Source organism: Synechocystis sp. FACHB-383 (genome assembly GCF_014698605.1).
GTDB lineage: Bacteria > Cyanobacteriota > Cyanobacteriia > Cyanobacteriales > Microcystaceae > Synechocystis > Synechocystis salina.
Genome location: NZ_JACJTJ010000019.1, coordinates 47,049 through 65,723, shown reverse-complemented (window position 1 = coordinate 65,723; position 18,675 = coordinate 47,049). Strand labels below are relative to the sequence as shown.

Sequence of the window (18,675 nt, the reverse complement as noted above, 5' to 3'; positions counted from 1 at the left end):
CAATGACTAGCGATCCCAACCCAGCCCAGGCATTCGAAAATTGGTTTGAGGAAGAGGAGGGGGAAGATGCCTTTACTTCCCTCATTGGCGGTGACGAGGAAAATAACGGCATTGAGGAATTGGATTTTGGTGATCTGTTTGAAGGAGAGCCCACCGTCATCCAGGGGGAAGGGTTTGGCCCATCGTCCCCTGAGGAGGAAGAGCCACCGGTCCGCATGACCCTAGATTTCAATTCCCCGGAAGCGGAACTAGACGCTCTCTTTACGGATGAAGATGCCCCCCCAACGGCGATCGATCCCTTTGAAAGCTCCAGTTGGCTAGAAATTGACCAAATGATGGAAGCGGATCCCCTTGCCTCCATTCCCGAAACCAGTGCCCCCGCCTACCAAACCAGTGGTGGCCTCAATGACCATGACTTGGCGGAGTTGCAGGATTTACTAGGGGTAGGGGATGCTGAGCCCACCATCACCAGCCCTGGTTTGCACACCTTTGCCGGTGCTGAGTCGGCGCCCCCATCGACAGGCAAAGTAATGCTGTTTGCGGCGATCGATGACCTAGATGGACTGATTGATGCCCCTGTCCTGGACGAGAATTTTTCCTTTACCGAACTAGAAAGCCTCATCGATACCCCAGCGCAAAAATCCTTTGCCACCATCAGCCATCCTTTCCGCTTACCCGTGGCTGTGGAAGAGGAAGATGAGGACGAATTCAAAGACTTGGAAGCATTGTTGGAACAAGCGGATAGCAATCTTGGGGGAGGCATAGCCGGTATGGGAGGGGCTCGATTACCCGCCCGGCCCAGGCAAGTTAAATCCCGTAGTTTTGAGCAGACCATGCGGGTGCCCATTAAACAACTGGACAATCTTAGTAACTTAATTGGGGAACTAGTAGTCAAACGGAACCGCCTCGAACAGGATCAAGAGCGTTTGCGGCAATTTTTGGATAATCTGCTTAACCAGGCCCAAAACCTCAGCGACGTGGGGGGGCGTATGCAGGACTTATACGAGAGAACTTTGCTGGAGGGGGCCCTATTGGCTAGTCGCAGCACCAGCAACCGTTATCAATCCTCGAAAACGACCTACCCCGATGCCAGGGCCACAGCCTCCGGTTCTTCCACCATGAACGAACAGCCCTTGGATGCCCTGGAAATGGACCGTTTTACGGGCTTTCATCTACTTTCCCAGGAGATGATTGAACTAATTGTACGGGTGCGGGAGTCTGCGTCAGATATTCAGTACCTGGTGGACGAGACTGATCAAGTTGCCAGGACCCTAAGACAGGTAACCACCCAACTCCAGGAGGGGATGACCAAATCCCGCATGGTGCCCTTTACCCAAACGGCCGATCGCCTGCCACGGGCTATCCGGGAAGTGTCCATGAAGCTGAATAAAAAAGTCAACCTGGAAGTGGAAGGGGGCGATGTGCTGATCGACAAAATGATTTTGGAGCACCTCTACAACCCCATGACCCACTTGGTTAACAATGCCATCACCCACGGCATTGAAACCCCAGCGGAACGGCAACAATTGGGCAAATCTCCCGAAGGACATCTCGCCGTGCGGGCCTTTCTTCAAGGGAACCAGACTCTGATTACTGTCTCTGATGATGGGGCCGGTATCAACACAGAAATGGTCAAACAAAAGGCGGTTGAAAAGGGTCTCATCACCCGGATGGAGGCCCAGAGCCTCTCCCAATCGGAAGTGTATGACCTCTTGTTCCATGCTGGTTTTAGCACCAAGGATACGGCAGACGACTTTGCCGGTAGGGGGGTGGGTCTGGACGTGGTACGTACCAGTCTGATTGATATCCGGGGAGCCATTAACATCGATTCCACTGTGGGTAAGGGCACCACTTTTACCATCCGTTTGCCCCTCACCCTGAGCATTTGCAAAGCCCTTTGTTGCCTGAGCGATCGGGCTCGCATCGCCTTTCCCATGGACGGGGTAGAAGATACCAGGGACTACCTGCCCAAGGACATTGTCACCGATGAAGATGGTCAAAAGTGCGTCAAATACGGCAAGGAAGCCCTGCTTTTACCCCTCTATCCCCTCAAAGATTTGCTCAACTATAACCGTCAATTGAGCCGGGGGAGTGTGTATGGCGGCAAGCAAGAGGAAGATGTGGTGCGGGTTATCATCGCCCGGGGCAGTTCTGGTAACCTGCTAGCCCTGCAGATTGACCAGATCCTAGGGGAAGAAGAAATTGTCATCAAACAGATTGAGGGACCCATTCCCAAACCCCCTGGTATTGCCGGGGCCACTGTGCGGGGGGATGGCAGCATCATGCCCATTGCCGATGTTTTGGAACTAATCGAAATTGCCCAGGGTCGTCTCCGCACCGACAGTAGTGGCGGACTATGGCGTAAAACTCTCACACCCACAGCCAATGAAGTCCACATGGACCCCACTGTGCTGATTGTGGACGACTCCATCACGGTGCGGGAACTGCTATCCCTCAGCTTCAAAAAAGCTGGTTTCCGGGTGGAACAGGCCCGAGATGGGCAAGAAGCCTGGGACCAGTTGAAGTCTGGGCTGCCCTGTGATTTGGTTTTCTGTGACATTGAAATGCCGCGTAAAAATGGCTTGGAGTTGTTGTCGGAACTACAAGCAGACGAAGAACTCTCCTCCATTCCGGTGGCCTTACTCACTTCCCGGGGAGCCGATCGCCATCGTAAGGTGGCGGCCAAACTGGGGGCAACGGGTTATTTCACTAAGCCCTATACGGAAAAAGACATTTTGGATGCGGCTAACCGGATGTTGAGTGGAGAAGTGTTACTTCCTGGCAGTACCCGCAAAACCAATTCCATTCTGTCCCGCTTCAAAAAAGCCCGGGGCAACTTCTCTGAAGAAGCTCCCACCATTGTGAAAAGTAGTCCTGGCACCCTACGTTCAACGGTGTTAATTATCGATGACTCGGTAATGGTGCGGGAAATGCTTTCCATGACCTTTAAAAAAGCCGATTACCACACAGAAACCGCCCGGGATGGCCAGGATGCCTGGGAAAAACTCAAGTCAGGCCTGCCCTGTGATTTAATTCTCTGTGACATTGAAATGCCCCGCATGAACGGTCTGGAATTGCTGGAGCGCATTCAAGAAGATGCCAACCTTTCCCGTATTCCGGTGGCCATGATTACCTCCCGGGGAGCACAAAAAATGCAGCGTATGGCAGCGGAAAAAGGTGCCAAAGGTTACTTTGTGAAGCCCTACATTGAGGAAACTTTGTTGGAAGCTAGTCGACGGTTAATGAAGGGAGAAGTTTTACTGGATCTAGCCGCTCTGAGTGCAGATGAATAATGGCAGAATCATCAAATTCATTACTACCGGAGATTAGTATTGCCCTGGTACTGGAACAACTAAGGCGTTTCTGTCGGCAAGATTGTCAGCACCATTGGCATTGCTTACCTTCTGCTCCTTGGGAAATTGTAGATTGGCGCAGTTATCCCTTGGGAAAAGTCAATGAAAAAGGCTATTTAGTTTGGGAAAAGGGAGAAAAAGTCCAATGGTTTGCCCAGACTTTTACCGTTTCTAAAGCTTTAGCAGATTATCCGTTAGATGGTTTGACATTAAGGCTAGCCTTAACTTGGTGGGCTCAGAATGCCCAAATTTTTGTCAATGGTAAGTTGGTCCAAGCGGGGGATTTATTTGATTCAAAAGCCCGAATTTTGTTAACTGATAATAGCCAAATTGGTGAAACTTTCACCGTAGCGTTGCAGTTAACCAGTCCTAGCCATGACATTGGCGGCTTGATGCAATCTCAATTAATATTTGAGCGGCAATATCCAGCACTAGATCCGGGGTTTATTGCTGATGAAATTGAAGTATTAAGTTTATATTTAACCCAATTTGAACCAGAAAAAGTAGCTATAGTTAGCCAAGTTCTAGAACAAATTCTGTGGGAACAGGTTACTGATCAAAGTGCGTTTGATCAATCGTTAATGGTGTTGCGTCAAAAATTATTGCCATTAACTGAAGGCTTGAAACAGCAGCAAATGAACTTATTGGGTCATGCCCATTTGGATATGGCTTGGCTTTGGCCCCTGGAGGAAACCTGGGAAGTGGGAGAAAGAACGTTCCGTTCTGTAATTAATTTGCAACGGGAATTTCCCGATTTAGTGTTTGGCCACACCAGTCCAGTTTTATATGAATGGCTCGAAGCGAATAGACCAGAGTTATTTAAGCAAATTCAAACGGCAGTTGCAAAAGGAAACTGGGAGCTATTGGGGGGCATGTGGGTAGAGCCGGAAGTAAATATTATTAGCGGTGAATCTTTAGCTAGACAATTGCTTTACGGCCAGAGGTATTTTCAGAGGAAATTTGGTCTGATCAGTAAAGTTGGTTGGCTCCCCGACAGTTTTGGTTTTTCTGGTCAGTTGCCCCAAATTTTTCGTCAGGGTGGGATAGATTATTTTGTTACGGGTAAACTCCACTGGAACGATACCAATCCCTTTCCCCACGGGGCTTTCCACTGGCGATCGCCGGATGGGACAGAACTTTTTACAGTGATGGCACCGCCCAATCTAGCCGGGGTGATGGACAATCAACCTTTGCCTATGGCCAATTATGCTAATCGTTGGCAACAGCAAACTGAGTTAAAGGAATGTCTCTGGTTACCGGGGGTGGGAGACCATGGTGGTGGCCCCAGTCGGGATATGTGGCTTATGAAAGAGCGGTGGCAAAATTCTGAATTTTTCCCAACTATTAACACAGCTAAGGCTGAAGATTTTTTAGCGAGTATTAAACAAGCGTTGCAACCAGATCAATCTTTTCCTGTGTGGGAGAAGGAATTATATTTAGAATTGCATCGGGGTTGTTTTACCGTCCATGCTGACCAGAAGTTTTATAATCGCCAATGTGAGCATTTACTGTACGAAGCAGAACTTTGGAGTAGTTTTGCTAGCTGGTTAGGCAATTATGAATATCCGCAAATTCAACTAGAATCAGCTTGGAAGAAAGTTTTACTCAATCAATTTCACGATATTTTGCCAGGCACATCTATTCCTGAAGTTTTTGTTACGGCTAATCAAGCTTGGCAAGAAGTTTATCAAACTAGTCATGAAATTATTAATCAATCTCTAGCTAGCCTCAGTAGCCAAGTTAAATATCCTTGTAATCCGACTGATGAAAACATACCTTTATTGATTTTTAATCCTCTTCATTGGCCGCAGAATCAGTTAGTGGAAATTCCAGTTCAGCCAGGTAAAAAATATCAAGTTTATGATTGGCAAAATGAGAGATTAGTTGATAGCCAATTAACAGCGTCAGACACTTTATTATTTGTAGTTAATTCGCCTCCTTTAACCTGTATCGGTTACTGGTTGCAGTGTGAAGAAATTCCATCAGATAATCAACAATCTCAAGTTTTTAATCAAGAAATCATTCTAGATAATGGTTGCTTAAAAGTTAAAATTAGTCCGGAAAGTGGCGAAATAATCAGCATTGATGATTTGGTTAACCATCGTCAAGTTTTAGCTGGCCATGGTAATCAATTACAATTTTTCCGAGACCAGGGCCAATATTGGGATGCCTGGAATATTGATCCTGATTACGAGCAATACTCTTTACCCTCTGCCCAATTAATTAATCACCAATGGTTGGAACAAGGTCCCCTGCGTTGGCGTTTGCGGGTGACAAGAAAGTTTCAACAATCGGTTTTCATCCAGGACTATTGCTTAACCAAAGATTCTCCGTTACTGGAAATAAAAACAGTAGTGGATTGGCAAGAAACCCATGTGATGGTGAAAGCGGCATTTCCTGTGGCTTTGCAAAGTGAGTTTTTTACTACGGAAGCTCCTTGTGCTGTGGTCGATCGCCCGATTAAGCCCCAAACGGAGATGGAAAAAGCGCAATGGGAAGTGCCCCACCAACATTGGTTTTCTTTAACCGATCAAACGGAAAATTATGGTGTTAGTTTGCTGAACAATTGCAAATATGGTTGTGATGTCAAAGAGAATTTAATGCGCTTAACACTTTTGCGTAGTAGTGTGTGGCCAGATGCCAATGCTGACCGGGGCAAACATCAATTTAGTTATTACTTTTATCCCCACCCAGGAGATTGGCGATCGGCAAAAACGGTAGCCATGGGTTATGGTATTCATCGTCTCTTGAGACCATATTTTCCTAAGAATCTGAATGCAACATCAAATCAGTCAGAACCATGGTTAGGCAAACCTTGGTTGACCATTGGTAGTGAAAATCTTTGTTTAATGGCCCTGAAGCGACAGGAAGACAACCCAAAAAATTGGATAATTCGTTGCTATGAAACTATGGGAAAATCCGCCCAGTTAGATGTCACCACAATTTGTGACTACCGTGTTCAAACCAAAGTAAATCTGTTGGAAGAACCCCAACCAGGAGACAATACGGTTAATCCTTGGCAAATTGTTAGTGTTTCTCTCGCCCATGACTAAGAATTTTCCCGTTTCCAAGCCATCGCCTGTCAGCGATCGCCAGACAAGTTTCAGGTTCAAAAAAATTATTTGGCAAAAGCCGTTAGCTTCCTTGAGCTTAATTGCCCTGATCATAATTGTTTTGGCGGTGGTTTTTGGTCCGATCTTTTATCGGGTTCCCATCGACCAAATTGATTTTACTCAAACAGCGGCGCCCCCCAGTTGGCAACATCCCCTGGGAACTAATGATTTGGGGCAGGATCAATTGGCTCGCTTACTTATCGGTGGCCGGATTTCTCTGGCGGTGGGGCTGAGTGCCATGGCGGTTTCCCTCACTTTGGGCACCTTAATCGGGGCGATCGCCGGTTATTTTGGTGGTTGGTGGGATGTGATATTAATGCGCATTACAGATCTGTTCTTAGCCTTGCCCCAATTGCCTTTGGTATTACTGGTGGTCTATTTATTTCGGGAGCCGGTGACCAGGGCCACTTCCCCCGAACAAGGCATTTTCATTTTGGTGGTTTTGCTCATTGGTTTGCTTAATTGGATGAGTGTAGCTCGGTTGGTACGGGGCAATATTTTACGTCTACGGGAAATGGAATTTGTCAAAGCGGCGATCGCCATGGGAGCGGGCTCTAATCATATTATTTGGCGTCATCTGCTGCCCAATGTCTTGAATTTAATCATTGTGGCCGCTAGTTTAGCGGTGGGTAATGCCATTATCACCGAATCAACCCTGAGCTTTTTAGGCTTAGGTTTTCCTCCCGATGTGCCCACTTGGGGGCAGATGCTTTACACCGCCAAGGATTATCTGGAAACGGCACCATTGATGGCAATTTTTCCCGGCTTAGCTATTTTTATTACCGTTTTAAGTGTTAATTATTTGGGGGACGGCATTGGCATAAAAAATAGTTAATAATTCAATCCTATTTATTAATCTTATTTAGCTAAAAATAAACTCTATGATCCGCCCAGTTCCCGATACCAGTAATCAGTTTTATCTGGACCATATTAATTTATTACGTCAAAACTATGAGCGCTTAACTGGCAAAACCTTTGGCCCTAGCGATCTAACCGGGATGGCCCTAGCCCAGGAGATTTACAAAGCTTCTTACGTAGTAGTTTCCCATGGTACAGAGCCCGATCCAATTTTTAACTATGCTAATCTTGCCGCCCAAAAGCTATTTGAATTGCCCTGGGAAGAATTTTGCCAATTACCTTCCCGTCAGTCTGCGGAAGTTCCGAACCAAATAGAACGACAACAATTGTTAGATGCCGTTACTAGTCAGGGTTTTATGGAAAATTACCAAGGCATTCGCATTGCCAAGGGTGGGCGTCGCTTTTGGATTAAAAATGTTACCGTTTGGAACCTCCACGATGCTGATGGTATTTACCGTGGCCAGGCGGCAATTTATAGCTCTTGGGAGGATGTTGTTGAAAAGATTTAAAGTTTAAAGTAGTCAGAATAGATTGCCAAAATACTGACAAGATTTACCCAAAATTTTCAAATTACATTAACCAGTTTTAGACACTTTTAACTATCTGTTAATTATCTGCAACCCAAACTGTCCCTGGTGGCCACCCCTGTCACTGGGTTAACTCCTTCCGCCCGTTCACACATGAGCTTGACTTGGTAGGCATCAATCACCGCATCGCTGAAGTCCGCCCCGGTAATATCGGTGTCATAAAAACGGGTACGGGTGGCGATCGCCTCGGTGAAAATGGTATCCCGCAGGTCGGCAAAATCCAGGGTAACCCGGTCCACCAGGGAACCACTCAAGTTAGCTCCCCGTAGATTGGCATGGAGAAAAACTGCATCGGTCAAAATGGAAAAAGTGAGATCACTACCCTCAAAATTGCTTTCCCGCAAATCCGCCGCCGCAAATACGGCCTTATTTAAGTCCTGGTGAGAGAAATCTGAGCGGACTAGCTCTCCATAGGTATAGTTAACCGTATTGGCTTGGGCCAGCACTGACGGAGCCCAGAGCAACACCAAGGCGATCGCCAGGACGAGAATTTGGAGCCATCGCCGCCAGCCAGACAGAAGCAAAGAAAACATAGGGACAAATTTTGCAGAATCTTTCCCCAGCCTAGCAAAACAATCCGGTGAGGCAAAGACAATTTGGGGTGTCCAAAGTTAAGTGCAATGGATCGATCTAAACTTTGCAAGCATAGTTTTAGCCATAGCCATGTTCATGCAAAAATGCTAGGTCGATATCTTTCGTCTGACCCATTGCTTGGCCTCGGGACAAAAAGCGGGCTGCATATTTACCCAAAATATCCCCCTCCAAATTTACCCAATCCCCCGGTTGCAGTAACTGTAAATTGGTTTCGCTGTAGGTGTGGCGAATCACGGCCACGTTAAACCAATCTTCGCCACAGTCCGCCACCGTTAAACTGATGCCATTGACGGCAATACTGCCCTTGGGCACAAGGTAGGGAGCTAAATATTGTTGCCATTGCCCCTGTAAACTACCCACCGCTCCGAAGCTGAGCAGCCAAGCATTATCGGTTTGCTCATTGCTCAATAATTGCCCCACTCCGTCTACATGGCCAGAGACAAAATGCCCCCCCACTTTTCCCCCTACCCGGAGAGAAGTTTCAATGTTGACCGCTGTGCGTTTTTCCTTGGCTCGGCCTAAGGTGGTGCGTTGCAAGGTTTCTGGAGAGACGTCGGCCAAAAATCCCTGGTGGGCGATCGCCTCTACGGTGAGGCAAACCCCATCCACTGCAATGCTATCCCCCAGTTCCATATCCCCCAAAACCCTATGGGCATCGACGGGGGCAAGGGTAATTTCCAGGCGATCAGCCCGTTGGGCAGAAAGATAACCGAGGGATTGGATAATGCCAGTGAACACGATGGAAACAATGTAGGGGAACAACCACCATTGTCCCAGTTTGGAATAGATATTGTTTTGCCCTCCGACCCCAGGAAATGGTCAATGCGCCTACAATGGTTACTGTTCTTGCCCGTTGAAGAGATAATATGGCTGATAATCCGGAAAAAGACGCATTCCTCTATCCCAAGAGTAAATATTATGGGGATTTCAAGCCGGAAAAGTTGGTTTTTAATGCAAATTTGCAGGAATTCGCCCAAAAAGTCAGCGTTATCTGCAATCTGGAGACCGCAGGTAAAATTGAAACCATGGAAGCCTATGAAAGAATCAAACGACTTTGGAAAAGTCTAAAGGAAAGCAAGAAAGAGTTGGGTATTGGGGAAAATCCTTTCAAGCCTGACGAGCCGCCCAACAGTTAAGCTTTACCTTAAATCTTTTAGAACATGTTTGAAAAGCCCCCCCTGGCCCCCCAAATTTGGGGGGAAACTGAGCGAAAGTCCCCCAGTATTGGGGGATTTAGGGGGCGGAATAAAACTTTCCAAACAGGCTCTTAGATCGATCTTTGATAACCCAGCTTCATCTCTGTGTTTGATTTACCGTGTTTAATTTTTTGACCACTTCCCCTGCCTCGCCTAAGATTTCCCTCAATATTTGGGTTTTGGTCAGTTTGCTGATCGCCGCTTGGATTGCGGTGCCCGTACTTTTTGTTTTTCTGGGAATTTTTTCCTGGCAGGGAGAAATTTTTAGCCATCTTTGGGAAACCGTTTTGGCTGAATATATCCGCAATTCCCTGGCTCTGATGGTGGGGGTAGGGGCCGGGGTTTTTGTTTTAGGGGTGGGCACGGCCTGGTTAGTGACCATGTGTCGTTTTCCCGGTGGCCGCTGGTTGGAATGGGCTTTGCTATTACCATTGTCTGCCCCCGCCTATCTGTTGGCCTACGGGTATAGCAATCTCTTGGATTATTACGGCCCTGTACAGACCCTACTGCGGGCCATTTTCGGTTGGGAGTCGGCCCTTGATTATTGGTTCCCCAATATCCGTTCCCTCTGGGGGGCGATCGCCATTTTGGCCTTGGTGTCCTATCCCTATGTTTATCTTTTGGCCCGCCTCGCCTTTTTGGAGCAGGGAATTTGTACCCTAGAAGCCAGCCGTTCCTTAGGCTGTAATCCCTGGCAAAGTTTTAGTCGGGTTGCCTTACCCCTAGCTCGGCCGGCGATCGCCGCTGGTTTAGCTTTGGTGATGATGGAAACTTTGAATGATTTTGGCACAGTGCAATATTTTGGCGTTAATACCTTTACCACGGGCATTTATTCCACTTGGTTTGGCTTTGGGGAAAGGCAAGGGGCCACCCAACTGGCTGCCTTTTTAATGATTTTTGTCTTCCTGTTGGTGGTTTTGGAGCGTTGGTCCCGCCGCCAGGCTAAGTTTTATCAATCCAGCAGTCCCCAACAAAATTTACCCCGTTACCAACTCCGGGGCCTAAGGGCGATCGGAGCCTTAGCTTTCTGTCTTTTTCCCTTCCTCCTCGGTTTTTTGGTGCCCGCCAGTTATCTCCTCTACCTCACCGTTTCCTATGCCCAGGAAGTCAAGAACAATAACTTTTTCCAGTTAGCTTCCCACAGCTTAATTCTCTCCTTTCTCACCGCGGCGATCGCCTTAGTAATTGGTTTGATTCTCGTCTATGGCCAACGGTTGAGCCGTCAACCCCTGACCTCCTTTGCCGTTAAAGTTACCTCCATGGGCTACGCCATCCCTGGTTCCGTCATTGCGGTGGGGGTGCTGATTCCGGCGGGCAACTTTGACAATTGGCTAGCGGGCTGGTGGGAAAGGATTTGGGGCGTCAACATTGGTCTCCTCTTGAGTGGCACCATTGCGGTTTTAGTCTATGCCTACCTTGTGCGCTTTCTGGCGGTGGCCATAGGTTCCCTGGAAGGTAGTTTGGGCAAAATCAAACCAACTTTGGATGATGCGGCCCGCAGCTTGGGTAAAACCCCCACTCAAATTCTCTGGCAAGTGCACACCCCCCTCATGACTGGCGGTCTGCTCACCGCTGTGATGTTAGTGTTCGTGGATGTCATGAAGGAATTGCCCGCTACGTTGGTAATTCGTCCCTTTAACTTTGACACCCTTGCCATCCGAGTTTACCAATATGCTTCCGATGAAAGGCTGATTGAAGCCGCCGCTCCTGCCCTAACCATTATTCTGGCGGGGATGTTGCCAGTAATTTTCCTCAGTGTACAAATTGCCCGTTCCCGCCCCAGTGAGGGACAAAGTTGACGGATAATTTGTTCAAATTCCGTTTGATTCCAACTTTTTAACCATGAAATTGTTATTTGTTTGCTTGGGAAATATTTGCCGATCGCCAGCGGCGGAAAATATTATGAACGCCCAGATTGACCAAGCGGGCTTAGGAAGACAAATTATCTGTGACTCTGCGGGTACTTCCAGCTACCATGTGGGGGACTCTCCCGATCGCCGTATGACAGAAAGTTTGAAAAAACGGGGTTATCGAGTACAGGGAAGGGCAAGGCAGTTTTTTCCCGAAGATTTCGAGAAATTCGACCGGATCTTAGCCATGGATCGGGATAATTATCGCAATATTCTCGCCCAAGATCGCCAGGGCAAATATAAAGATAAGGTAAAAATGATCTGTGATTATGCAGAAAACTTTGCTGACCGGGAAGTTCCCGACCCCTATTATGGCGGACAAGCCGGTTTTGAGCATGTGATTGACTTACTGGAAGATGCCTGTGGCCATTTGCTCACTAGCCTGGGTAAAGAACTGGTCAATTAGCCCCCATCCCATGGATCATTCAAGTACAGGGTTTCCCTTGGCTGGTCTGTAGAAATTGGAGTCCCATTAACAATGTCCGTGGGGGTATGGCGAACTCGTTCTGGTATTGCTCCCCTGGGGGGTAAAATTAGCAAGCTTTTCCGAATTTTTCCTTAATGGCATGAGTTCTCCCTCTCCCATACACCGTGAGGTCATTGGCATTGACATTGGTGGTTCCTCCATTAAGTTTGGCCGTTTCCTGGGCAATGGAGATTGCACCGAGTCCTTGGTTTTACCCACGCCCCAACCGGCTTTGCCCAAGGCGGTTTATGCCCAATTAGCCCATGGCATTGACCTGTTGAAAAATTCAGCTTGTGTGGCGATCGGCGTCGGTATGCCGGGGCCAGCGGATGCGGCGGGGCGGGTGGCCCAGTTAGCAATTAATTTGCCCCAGTGGCACGACATTCCCTTGGCGGATTGGTTGGAAGACCATGGGCAGTTGCCGACTGTGTTGGAGAATGATGCCAATTGTGCTGGTTTGGGGGAAGCTTGGCTGGGAGCGGGTAGGGATTACCGTAATTTTATTTTGCTTACCCTGGGTACGGGGGTGGGGGGAGCGGTGTTTTTAAATGGCAAATTGTTTACGGGACCTCAAGGAGCCGGGGGAGAATTAGGACTAATTTCCATCGAAACGGAGGGCTATCCTTGCAACAGTGGTAATCGGGGCTCTTTGGAACAACATGCTTCGGCCCAAACCCTACGGCGGGAGATGAATCTAACAGGCCTAGAATTGGCCCAATTGGCCGCCCAGGGGGATGCGGAGGCGATCGCCTATTGGGAAAAGTTTGGCCAGCGGTTGGGCATGGGACTTGCTAACCTGGTCTATGTGTTGACCCCAGAGGCGGTAATTATTGGCGGCGGTCTAAGCGCCAGTTCCAGTTACTTTTTTCCTTCCATGACATCGGAAATCGAGGAAAGGGTGTTGCTGCCTTCCCGACGGGGCTTAAAAATTCTAGTGGCCCAACTGGGGAACCGAGCGGGCATGATTGGTGCGGCCCGCCTAGCTTGGCAAAAGTTGGTTTACCGGACTGACGGCCCTTGAACCTTACAGGGAATTAACGACCACGACTTTTCCCTTTCTGCTTACGGATCGCTAGCCAAGTGAAGCTCCTCAAGCCAAAGACATAGGCTGTTAAGCCCACCCCAATGCCTGCTACTAAAGATCCTACAAATAGGGCGATCGCCGCATCGCCACCATACTTGAGCAATTCCGTTGACTGCCAGTCCAATTCGTTAAAGGGAATACCTTCCTGTTGCAACAACAAAAGCCCTAGACGGTAGTTAAACCAGTAGATAGGCACATAGGTAAAAGGATTACTGATCCAAGTGGCCCCCGCTGCCACGATTTTGTTGCCCCGCAGAGGAATGGCCAACACCAAGGCGATCGCCGTTTGCAAACCAAAAAACGGAAACATGCCGGCAAAGGAACCGACGGCCAAACCCCGGGCCAAGGCATGGGGCGTACTCTGTAATCGTAATAACTTGACGTATAAATAGCGGATTTGTCGTTGCCACAGGCGCCAGTGGCCGGCTTTGCGGGGGGGAGTCAAGTTAACCAAGATGCTTGAGGGGGGGATAAGGAGTGGGGAAGATTATCAGTTATTTTAACCAAGATGTTGCGAAATTCCCCATCCTCCCACAGGGGCGGGGCAGAGATTCAATCTTAAATTTTCCGGCTAATCGACGCCGTAACGCCATTGACTAAGCTTTTCCCGCACCGATGGGTCTAATTTATGCACCCAACCCCGTTGCTTTTCCCCTAACGGTTTGCCCTTTGGCGATCGCCGTTGACTCTTTTTGCCGTAATGCTTGGCCTGTTGGCGAATTTGGGCCCGACTTTGATCCACTTCCTGGGCCAAAAGATGGGCCGACATCCATTCTGCACCGTAACCCACCACCGTTAATTGCTGGGCCCGGTCAGAAGTAGCAACAATCACCCGACCGGGATACTCATAGGTGTGACGACAATAATGGGCACAACGCTTTTCAATGAACGTGTCGGCGGTTTGGAGCCAGGCGGTGTAGTGGATGGAAAGGTGGGGGCTGGGATGCTCTTGGCTCGCGGGGCTTTGTTGGTACTGAGCGTCAAACACCACTTGGGTTTGATATCCCTGATGACTGCTGTAGCTGATCAGTTCATCAATCAGGGTTTGCCGGGCCATTTCCAGCCCAAAGCTTTCACGGGTTTGTTTGAGATGATTCCACTGGCCGATGATGTTGTAGCCATCTACCAGTAGGAGTGCGTTGTAATTGAGGGGCTTCATGGTGCAAGGAGAAGGTCATATATTAAAAGAAAAACAAAGTAATCAAAACATCAGCACCAGACTAGCCCCGCAGAGAATCCCCTGGCGATCGCCGTGGCACCGTGGTTAGAAAAGCTTGAAGAATCTAGATTTTAACAAAAATTTAAACTTTGTCCCATGCTCCACTCCCCGTATCAACAACTCTCTATTTAGGATTCAGTTACTTGACCCGGCAGTACACAGCAGTTGACATCATTCAGACAAACCTTGCCCCATTGCAGGGCCCAGCGCACCAACTCCACCCGATTTTCCGTGTTGGTCTTCGTCAGAATATTACTGACATGGTTATCCACTGTTCTTTTGCTAATCTCCAAACGCTCTGACACCTCCTGGTTGGTCAGGCCGATCGCCACCAGGTCTAAAATTTCCAATTCACGATCCGATAGGGACGCAGGGGGTTGATAGTTCCCGGCCAGCATGGGTGATTATCCTCAGGTATATTTACTCAGTCGGTAGACTATATTCTATGGTAATCCCCCCGTCAAGCCTAGCTTTAGGCAAATAAAAAAGAAGACCCCAGGGGCCTTCCCAGCTCAGAAGCTGTCAAAGTTCGATCAAAAGTTGGAATAATGGCGGGGCTAGTTACCGGATCTAAACGACCTAGTAAGCTAAGCCCATACTGCGGGTGGTTTCGGCACCCAAATAAACTCGGATACTTAAAAAGTCTGTGGGACAGGCGGTCTCACAACGTTTGCAACCAACACAATCCTCGGTTCTAGGGGAAGAGGCGATCTGAGCGGCTTTACAACCATCCCAGGGCACCATTTCTAGAACATCGAGGGGGCAAGCCCGGACGCATTGGGTACAACCAATACAGGTATCGTAAATTTTTACACTATGGGACATTGACTATCGGCTCCTTAACCGAGGGTTCTCCGTAAAGTCGAAAAAAATAATATTGTCAGGATTATGGGCTAGTTTACCCCAGACCTGAATTTCCTTCCGGAAAAAACGCCATAACTTTAAATTCTGTTACATCTCTGCCGCAAATCGGACCAAATAACCAAGCAAAAGCTCTCCAGTGGGGGTCAAACCTTAGGCAAAGCAAATCTTAACCATAGAAAAAACCCTGGGTACAAACAAAAATTTGCAGGGCGGCGATCGCCAGGGGTGGGCAAGTTGCTTACAAAAAGTTAGAAAAAATTAATCTTTTCTGCGGGCCCGGCCGGAAAAATCCCTGCTAGATTATTGTCTGTAAAGACTATCTGGGTAGTATGAGCACTTTTCCCTGGCTGACCACGATCATCCTTTTGCCGATTGTGGCGGCTTTATTCATTCCCATTATCCCCGACAAGGACGGTAAAACCGTTAGATGGTATTCCCTGACGGTGGGGCTGGTAGACTTTGCCCTCATCGTTTATGCCTTCTACAGTGGTTTTGACCTGAGCCAGCCGGGATTGCAATTGGTGGAAAGCTACACCTGGCTACCCCAGATTGATCTCAAATGGTCGGTGGGGGCCGATGGCCTGTCCATGCCCTTGATTATTCTCACCGGTTTTATTACCACCTTGGCCACCATGGCCGCTTGGCCCGTCACCCTGAAGCCCAAACTCTTTTATTTCCTCATGCTGTTGATGTATGGGGGACAAATTGCGGTGTTTGCAGTGCAGGATATTTTGCTCTTTTTCCTGGTGTGGGAATTGGAGTTGGTGCCGGTGTATCTAATTCTCTCCATTTGGGGGGGCAAAAAACGTCTCTACGCAGCCACCAAGTTTATTCTCTACACGGCGGGGGGGTCTTTATTCATCCTGTTGGCAGGACTGACCCTGGCTTTTTACGGCGATGTCAATACCTTTGATATGTCGGCGATCGCCGCTAAGGACATTCCCGTTAACCTGCAGTTATTGTTATACGCTGGCTTTTTGATTGCCTACGGCGTTAAGTTACCTATTTTTCCCCTCCATACCTGGTTGCCCGATGCCCATGGGGAGGCCACCGCTCCGGCCCACATGTTGCTGGCGGGAATTCTGCTGAAGATGGGGGGTTATGCCCTCCTGCGGATGAATGTGGGGATGTTACCCGATGCCCATGCCGTATTCGCGCCGGTGTTGGTGATTCTGGGGGTGGTGAACATTATTTATGCCGCTTTCACTTCCTTTGCCCAACGGAACCTAAAACGAAAAATTGCCTACTCCTCCATTTCCCACATGGGCTTTGTCCTGATTGGCTTAGCGTCCTTTACAGACCTGGGCATGAGTGGGGCCATGTTGCAGATGATTTCCCATGGTTTGATTGGGGCCAGTTTATTCTTCATGGTGGGGGCCACCTATGACCGGACCCATACCCTGATGTTGGATGAGATGGGGGGCATTGGGCAAAAAATGAAAAAGGGTTTTGCCATGTGGACAGCCTGTTCCCTTGCTTCCCTGGCCCTGCCCGGCATGAGTGGTTTTGTGGCGGAATTGATGGTGTTTGTGGGTTTTGCCACCAGCGATGCCTATAACTTAGTTTTTCGCACCATTGTGGTGGTTCTCATGGGAGTCGGGGTAATTTTGACTCCCATTTATCTCCTCTCCATGCTCCGGGAAATGCTTTACGGCCCCGAGAACGAGGAGTTGGTCAACCATACCAATCTGGTGGATGTGGAACCGAGGGAAGTGTTTATTATTGGTTGTCTGCTGGTGCCCATCATTGGCATTGGCTTTTACCCCAAACTAATTACCCAAATTTACGACCCCACCATTAATCAACTGGTGCAGACGGCCCGGCGATCGGTGCCGAGCTTGGTGCAGGAGGCCAGTATTTCCCCCTTGGAAGTCACCGCTTTACGGGCCCCCACCATCGGTTTTTAAATCATATTGCAGAAGGCAAACATTTAAATCATAATCTCGGGGAGATGTCCTTAATTCTCCCCCAAGTTTTTCTCACTCCCTGCTCAAAAAATTAGGCTGTTGGACTTTTTCCCCTGGTAGCTATGGGGAATTTTTTGTTGTTTTCAAATACGTTTCCAGGGTCCATGTGGAAAATCGCCATTGTTCCTAATGCTCCGCCACTTTTTTTAGCAAGTTTGTGTTACGCTTGGCTAGAATAATCGGTTAACGTTTCAAGACCTTTTCTAGTACTTCTAATACCCCCCAGGACAAACATAAATCCATGAAAAATATCCCTGCAATGATTGGTGGCAGCTTAATTGTTGGCTCCTTTGCGCTGTTCGGTGGGGCTATGCCCACTATGGCCCAAGAAGTCGAATGTGAAGCCTATGAAGAAGATGGTATGGGGGTTGCGGTTTGCGTCGATGACGAAGGTAATACCGCTGTCAGTGTTACGGATGAAGAAGGCAATCAAGTCACCATTGTGGAAGATGAGGAAGGCAACGAATATACGGAAATTATTGAGGTTGAACAGTAGAATTAGCCTCCGCCTCTTTTTTTTAGCTCACCATTGGCCAAAGGGGCGGGAAAATTGCTGTAGGGATATTAAATGAAAACGGCAGTTATTTTTAGCGGATTCCCTGGTGGTGCCGGTGTTATAACCCCAATCCGCCAGGAATAAACTGCTTTGTTCTAAGGCAGGTTGGTCAGCAACGGTTTGTAGGGTGGTTAACATATCCTCCACAAACCAGAGTTGGTCGCTGGCATAATTGTGTTTGATCAGTAGTTGTTGCAGAGTCATATATTTGGGCTGTTTAATTTCCTTGCCGATAATTTGACCAAGGGGAAAATTCACCTTTTGGTTTTGGAGTAACTGTTGCACAAAGCGGCCTTCCTTGGTGGTGACGATATAAAGCCATCGGGGGTAGGGGGATTGAAGCCAATGGTTTAATTGCTCAATTACCCCCGGATAAAAACGATGCAGTTCCAACCAGTAGGTCAAATCGTGGTTAATGTAATTGTCCCGCACCTGGTCTAGGGCTGGAGCTAGTTGGGATTTGCCAATTTGTTCTTGGTTTTGTAATGTCTGGGCAACGGTGGGCCATGCTTTCTCAATAGTTCCGGGGTCTACGCCCGTAGCCAAAGCTTGCAGTAATAGGGGCATTTCCCACCCTGTTTCGATCACCGGTCTGAGACGATAAAAGTTATCTCTTTGGCGATCGAGCTTTTCTGGCGGTAGATTTGGCCAGATTTGTCGACAAACCTGACGACTAGTTTGAAAATATTCCTGCAAACCGTCACAGATGACACCGTCAAAATCTAGGACTAGCAAATGGGGAAATTTTTCCATAGATTTATAGGGGGAGTATCTAACGGATTCACTACTGCATTATTGACGATGTTTTGCCAGTCTTAGGATTAATGCCAACATTTTCTCGGTGCTCTCCTCAGCCCTCCTAGCCTAGCCTCAGGAATGCCTACGGAATTGCTAAATAGGGCCATTCA

General features: G+C 48.2%; 17 protein-coding genes. 10 read left to right on the top strand and 7 right to left on the bottom strand.

Translation table 11 applies throughout. The features are described from left to right. Nucleotides 1–2: 2 nt before the first annotated feature. Genes H6G45_RS04095 through H6G45_RS04080 form a run of 4 tightly spaced genes read left to right on the top strand, consistent with a single transcriptional unit; the run spans nt 3 to nt 7,833 of the window. The gene (locus tag H6G45_RS04095) at nt 3–3,293 is read left to right on the top strand and encodes a hybrid sensor histidine kinase/response regulator (protein ID WP_190596876.1); all 3,291 of its coding nucleotides are present in this window, start codon (nt 3–5) and stop codon (nt 3,291–3,293) included. Then, nucleotides 3,293–6,406 (top strand): alpha-mannosidase, encoded by a 3,114-nt coding sequence (locus tag H6G45_RS04090; protein WP_190596874.1) that lies wholly within the window; start codon nt 3,293–3,295, stop codon nt 6,404–6,406. The genes H6G45_RS04095 and H6G45_RS04090 overlap by 1 nt, the downstream gene beginning before the upstream one ends. After that, entirely contained in the window at nt 6,399–7,301 is a 903-nt protein-coding gene (locus tag H6G45_RS04085) for an ABC transporter permease (RefSeq protein WP_242018039.1), read from the top strand. The genes H6G45_RS04090 and H6G45_RS04085 overlap by 8 nt, the downstream gene beginning before the upstream one ends. 46 nt (nt 7,302–7,347) lie before the next feature. Continuing rightward, nucleotides 7,348–7,833: an MEKHLA domain-containing protein gene (locus tag H6G45_RS04080; protein ID WP_190596873.1), complete on the top strand. Its 486-nt coding sequence runs from the start codon at nt 7,348–7,350 to the stop codon at nt 7,831–7,833. A gap of 101 nt (nt 7,834–7,934) precedes the next feature. Here the strand turns inward: H6G45_RS04080 and H6G45_RS04075 are convergent, their stop codons facing one another. Continuing rightward, nucleotides 7,935–8,444 carry a pentapeptide repeat-containing protein gene (locus tag H6G45_RS04075; protein WP_190596871.1) on the bottom strand — a complete coding sequence of 170 codons (510 nt, stop codon included), beginning with the start codon at nt 8,442–8,444 and terminating at the stop codon, nt 7,935–7,937. A 118-nt stretch (nt 8,445–8,562) separates the two neighbouring features. After that, on the bottom strand, nt 8,563–9,243 hold the full coding sequence (ribE, locus tag H6G45_RS04070) for a riboflavin synthase (RefSeq protein WP_190597029.1): 681 nt from the start codon (nt 9,241–9,243) through the stop codon (nt 8,563–8,565). Nucleotides 9,244–9,371: 128 nt separating this feature from the next. Here ribE and H6G45_RS04065 point away from each other — a divergent pair, with 128 nt between their 5' ends. The 4 genes from H6G45_RS04065 to H6G45_RS04050 all read left to right on the top strand — a co-directional run bounded on the left by H6G45_RS04065 (nt 9,372) and on the right by H6G45_RS04050 (nt 13,098). Next, nucleotides 9,372–9,641, top strand: coding sequence for a hypothetical protein (locus H6G45_RS04065; RefSeq protein WP_190596869.1), 270 nt, complete (start codon nt 9,372–9,374; stop codon nt 9,639–9,641). 179 nt (nt 9,642–9,820) lie between these two features. Then, nucleotides 9,821–11,500 (top strand): ABC transporter permease subunit, encoded by a 1,680-nt coding sequence (locus H6G45_RS04060; RefSeq protein ID WP_190596867.1) that lies wholly within the window; start codon nt 9,821–9,823, stop codon nt 11,498–11,500. Nucleotides 11,501–11,543: 43 nt separating this feature from the next. Beyond that, nucleotides 11,544–12,017: a low molecular weight protein-tyrosine-phosphatase gene (locus tag H6G45_RS04055; RefSeq protein ID WP_190596865.1), complete on the top strand. Its 474-nt coding sequence runs from the start codon at nt 11,544–11,546 to the stop codon at nt 12,015–12,017. Nucleotides 12,018–12,177: 160 nt separating this feature from the next. Next, a complete protein-coding gene (locus H6G45_RS04050) occupies nt 12,178–13,098 on the top strand; it encodes an ROK family protein (RefSeq protein ID WP_242018038.1) in 921 nt (306 codons plus the stop codon). Nucleotides 13,099–13,111: 13 nt separating this feature from the next. Here the strand turns inward: H6G45_RS04050 and H6G45_RS04045 are convergent, their stop codons facing one another. The 4 genes from H6G45_RS04045 to psaC all read right to left on the bottom strand — a co-directional run bounded on the left by H6G45_RS04045 (nt 13,112) and on the right by psaC (nt 15,205). After that, nucleotides 13,112–13,615, bottom strand: coding sequence for a DUF2062 domain-containing protein (locus tag H6G45_RS04045; RefSeq protein WP_242018037.1), 504 nt, complete (start codon nt 13,613–13,615; stop codon nt 13,112–13,114). Nucleotides 13,616–13,732: 117 nt separating this feature from the next. Then, nucleotides 13,733–14,320 carry an NYN domain-containing protein gene (locus H6G45_RS04040; protein WP_190596863.1) on the bottom strand — a complete coding sequence of 196 codons (588 nt, stop codon included), beginning with the start codon at nt 14,318–14,320 and terminating at the stop codon, nt 13,733–13,735. Nucleotides 14,321–14,508: 188 nt separating this feature from the next. Further along, nucleotides 14,509–14,778, bottom strand: a complete 270-nt coding sequence (locus H6G45_RS04035; RefSeq protein ID WP_190596861.1) for a helix-turn-helix transcriptional regulator — start codon at nt 14,776–14,778, stop codon at nt 14,509–14,511. 181 nt (nt 14,779–14,959) lie between these two features. Beyond that, nucleotides 14,960–15,205, bottom strand: coding sequence for a photosystem I iron-sulfur center protein PsaC (gene psaC, locus H6G45_RS04030; RefSeq protein ID WP_002764973.1), 246 nt, complete (start codon nt 15,203–15,205; stop codon nt 14,960–14,962). 368 nt (nt 15,206–15,573) lie between these two features. On the opposite strand from psaC, the gene H6G45_RS04025 reads away from it, so the two are divergent. Together H6G45_RS04025 and H6G45_RS04020 are read left to right on the top strand one after the other, a co-directional pair. Next, nucleotides 15,574–17,151 (top strand): NAD(P)H-quinone oxidoreductase subunit 4, encoded by a 1,578-nt coding sequence (locus H6G45_RS04025; protein ID WP_190596859.1) that lies wholly within the window; start codon nt 15,574–15,576, stop codon nt 17,149–17,151. 301 nt (nt 17,152–17,452) lie between these two features. Further along, nucleotides 17,453–17,707: a hypothetical protein gene (locus tag H6G45_RS04020; protein WP_190596857.1), complete on the top strand. Its 255-nt coding sequence runs from the start codon at nt 17,453–17,455 to the stop codon at nt 17,705–17,707. A 27-nt stretch (nt 17,708–17,734) separates the two neighbouring features. On the opposite strand, the gene H6G45_RS04015 is transcribed toward H6G45_RS04020, so the two are convergent. Then, complete coding sequence (locus tag H6G45_RS04015; RefSeq protein ID WP_190596855.1) at nt 17,735–18,520, bottom strand: HAD family hydrolase; 786 nt, start codon at nt 18,518–18,520, stop codon at nt 17,735–17,737. Nucleotides 18,521–18,675 lie beyond the last annotated feature (155 nt).

Bases quoted from the DNA above. Each gene is read 5' to 3' on its own strand.
- H6G45_RS04095 (WP_190596876.1), top strand. From the start codon at position 3: ATGACTAGCGATCCCAACCCAGCCCAGGCATTCGAAAATTGGTTTGAG.
- H6G45_RS04090 (WP_190596874.1), top strand. From the start codon at position 3,293: ATGGCAGAATCATCAAATTCATTACTACCGGAGATTAGTATTGCCCTG.
- H6G45_RS04085 (WP_242018039.1), top strand. From the start codon at position 6,399: ATGACTAAGAATTTTCCCGTTTCCAAGCCATCGCCTGTCAGCGATCGC.
- H6G45_RS04080 (WP_190596873.1), top strand. From the start codon at position 7,348: ATGATCCGCCCAGTTCCCGATACCAGTAATCAGTTTTATCTGGACCAT.
- H6G45_RS04075 (WP_190596871.1), bottom strand. From the start codon at position 8,444: ATGTTTTCTTTGCTTCTGTCTGGCTGGCGGCGATGGCTCCAAATTCTC.
- H6G45_RS04065 (WP_190596869.1), top strand. From the start codon at position 9,372: ATGGCTGATAATCCGGAAAAAGACGCATTCCTCTATCCCAAGAGTAAA.
- H6G45_RS04055 (WP_190596865.1), top strand. From the start codon at position 11,544: ATGAAATTGTTATTTGTTTGCTTGGGAAATATTTGCCGATCGCCAGCG.
- H6G45_RS04050 (WP_242018038.1), top strand. From the start codon at position 12,178: ATGAGTTCTCCCTCTCCCATACACCGTGAGGTCATTGGCATTGACATT.
- H6G45_RS04040 (WP_190596863.1), bottom strand. From the start codon at position 14,320: ATGAAGCCCCTCAATTACAACGCACTCCTACTGGTAGATGGCTACAAC.
- H6G45_RS04035 (WP_190596861.1), bottom strand. From the start codon at position 14,778: ATGCTGGCCGGGAACTATCAACCCCCTGCGTCCCTATCGGATCGTGAA.
- psaC (WP_002764973.1), bottom strand. From the start codon at position 15,205: ATGTCCCATAGTGTAAAAATTTACGATACCTGTATTGGTTGTACCCAA.
- H6G45_RS04025 (WP_190596859.1), top strand. From the start codon at position 15,574: ATGAGCACTTTTCCCTGGCTGACCACGATCATCCTTTTGCCGATTGTG.
- H6G45_RS04020 (WP_190596857.1), top strand. From the start codon at position 17,453: ATGAAAAATATCCCTGCAATGATTGGTGGCAGCTTAATTGTTGGCTCC.
- H6G45_RS04015 (WP_190596855.1), bottom strand. From the start codon at position 18,520: ATGGAAAAATTTCCCCATTTGCTAGTCCTAGATTTTGACGGTGTCATC.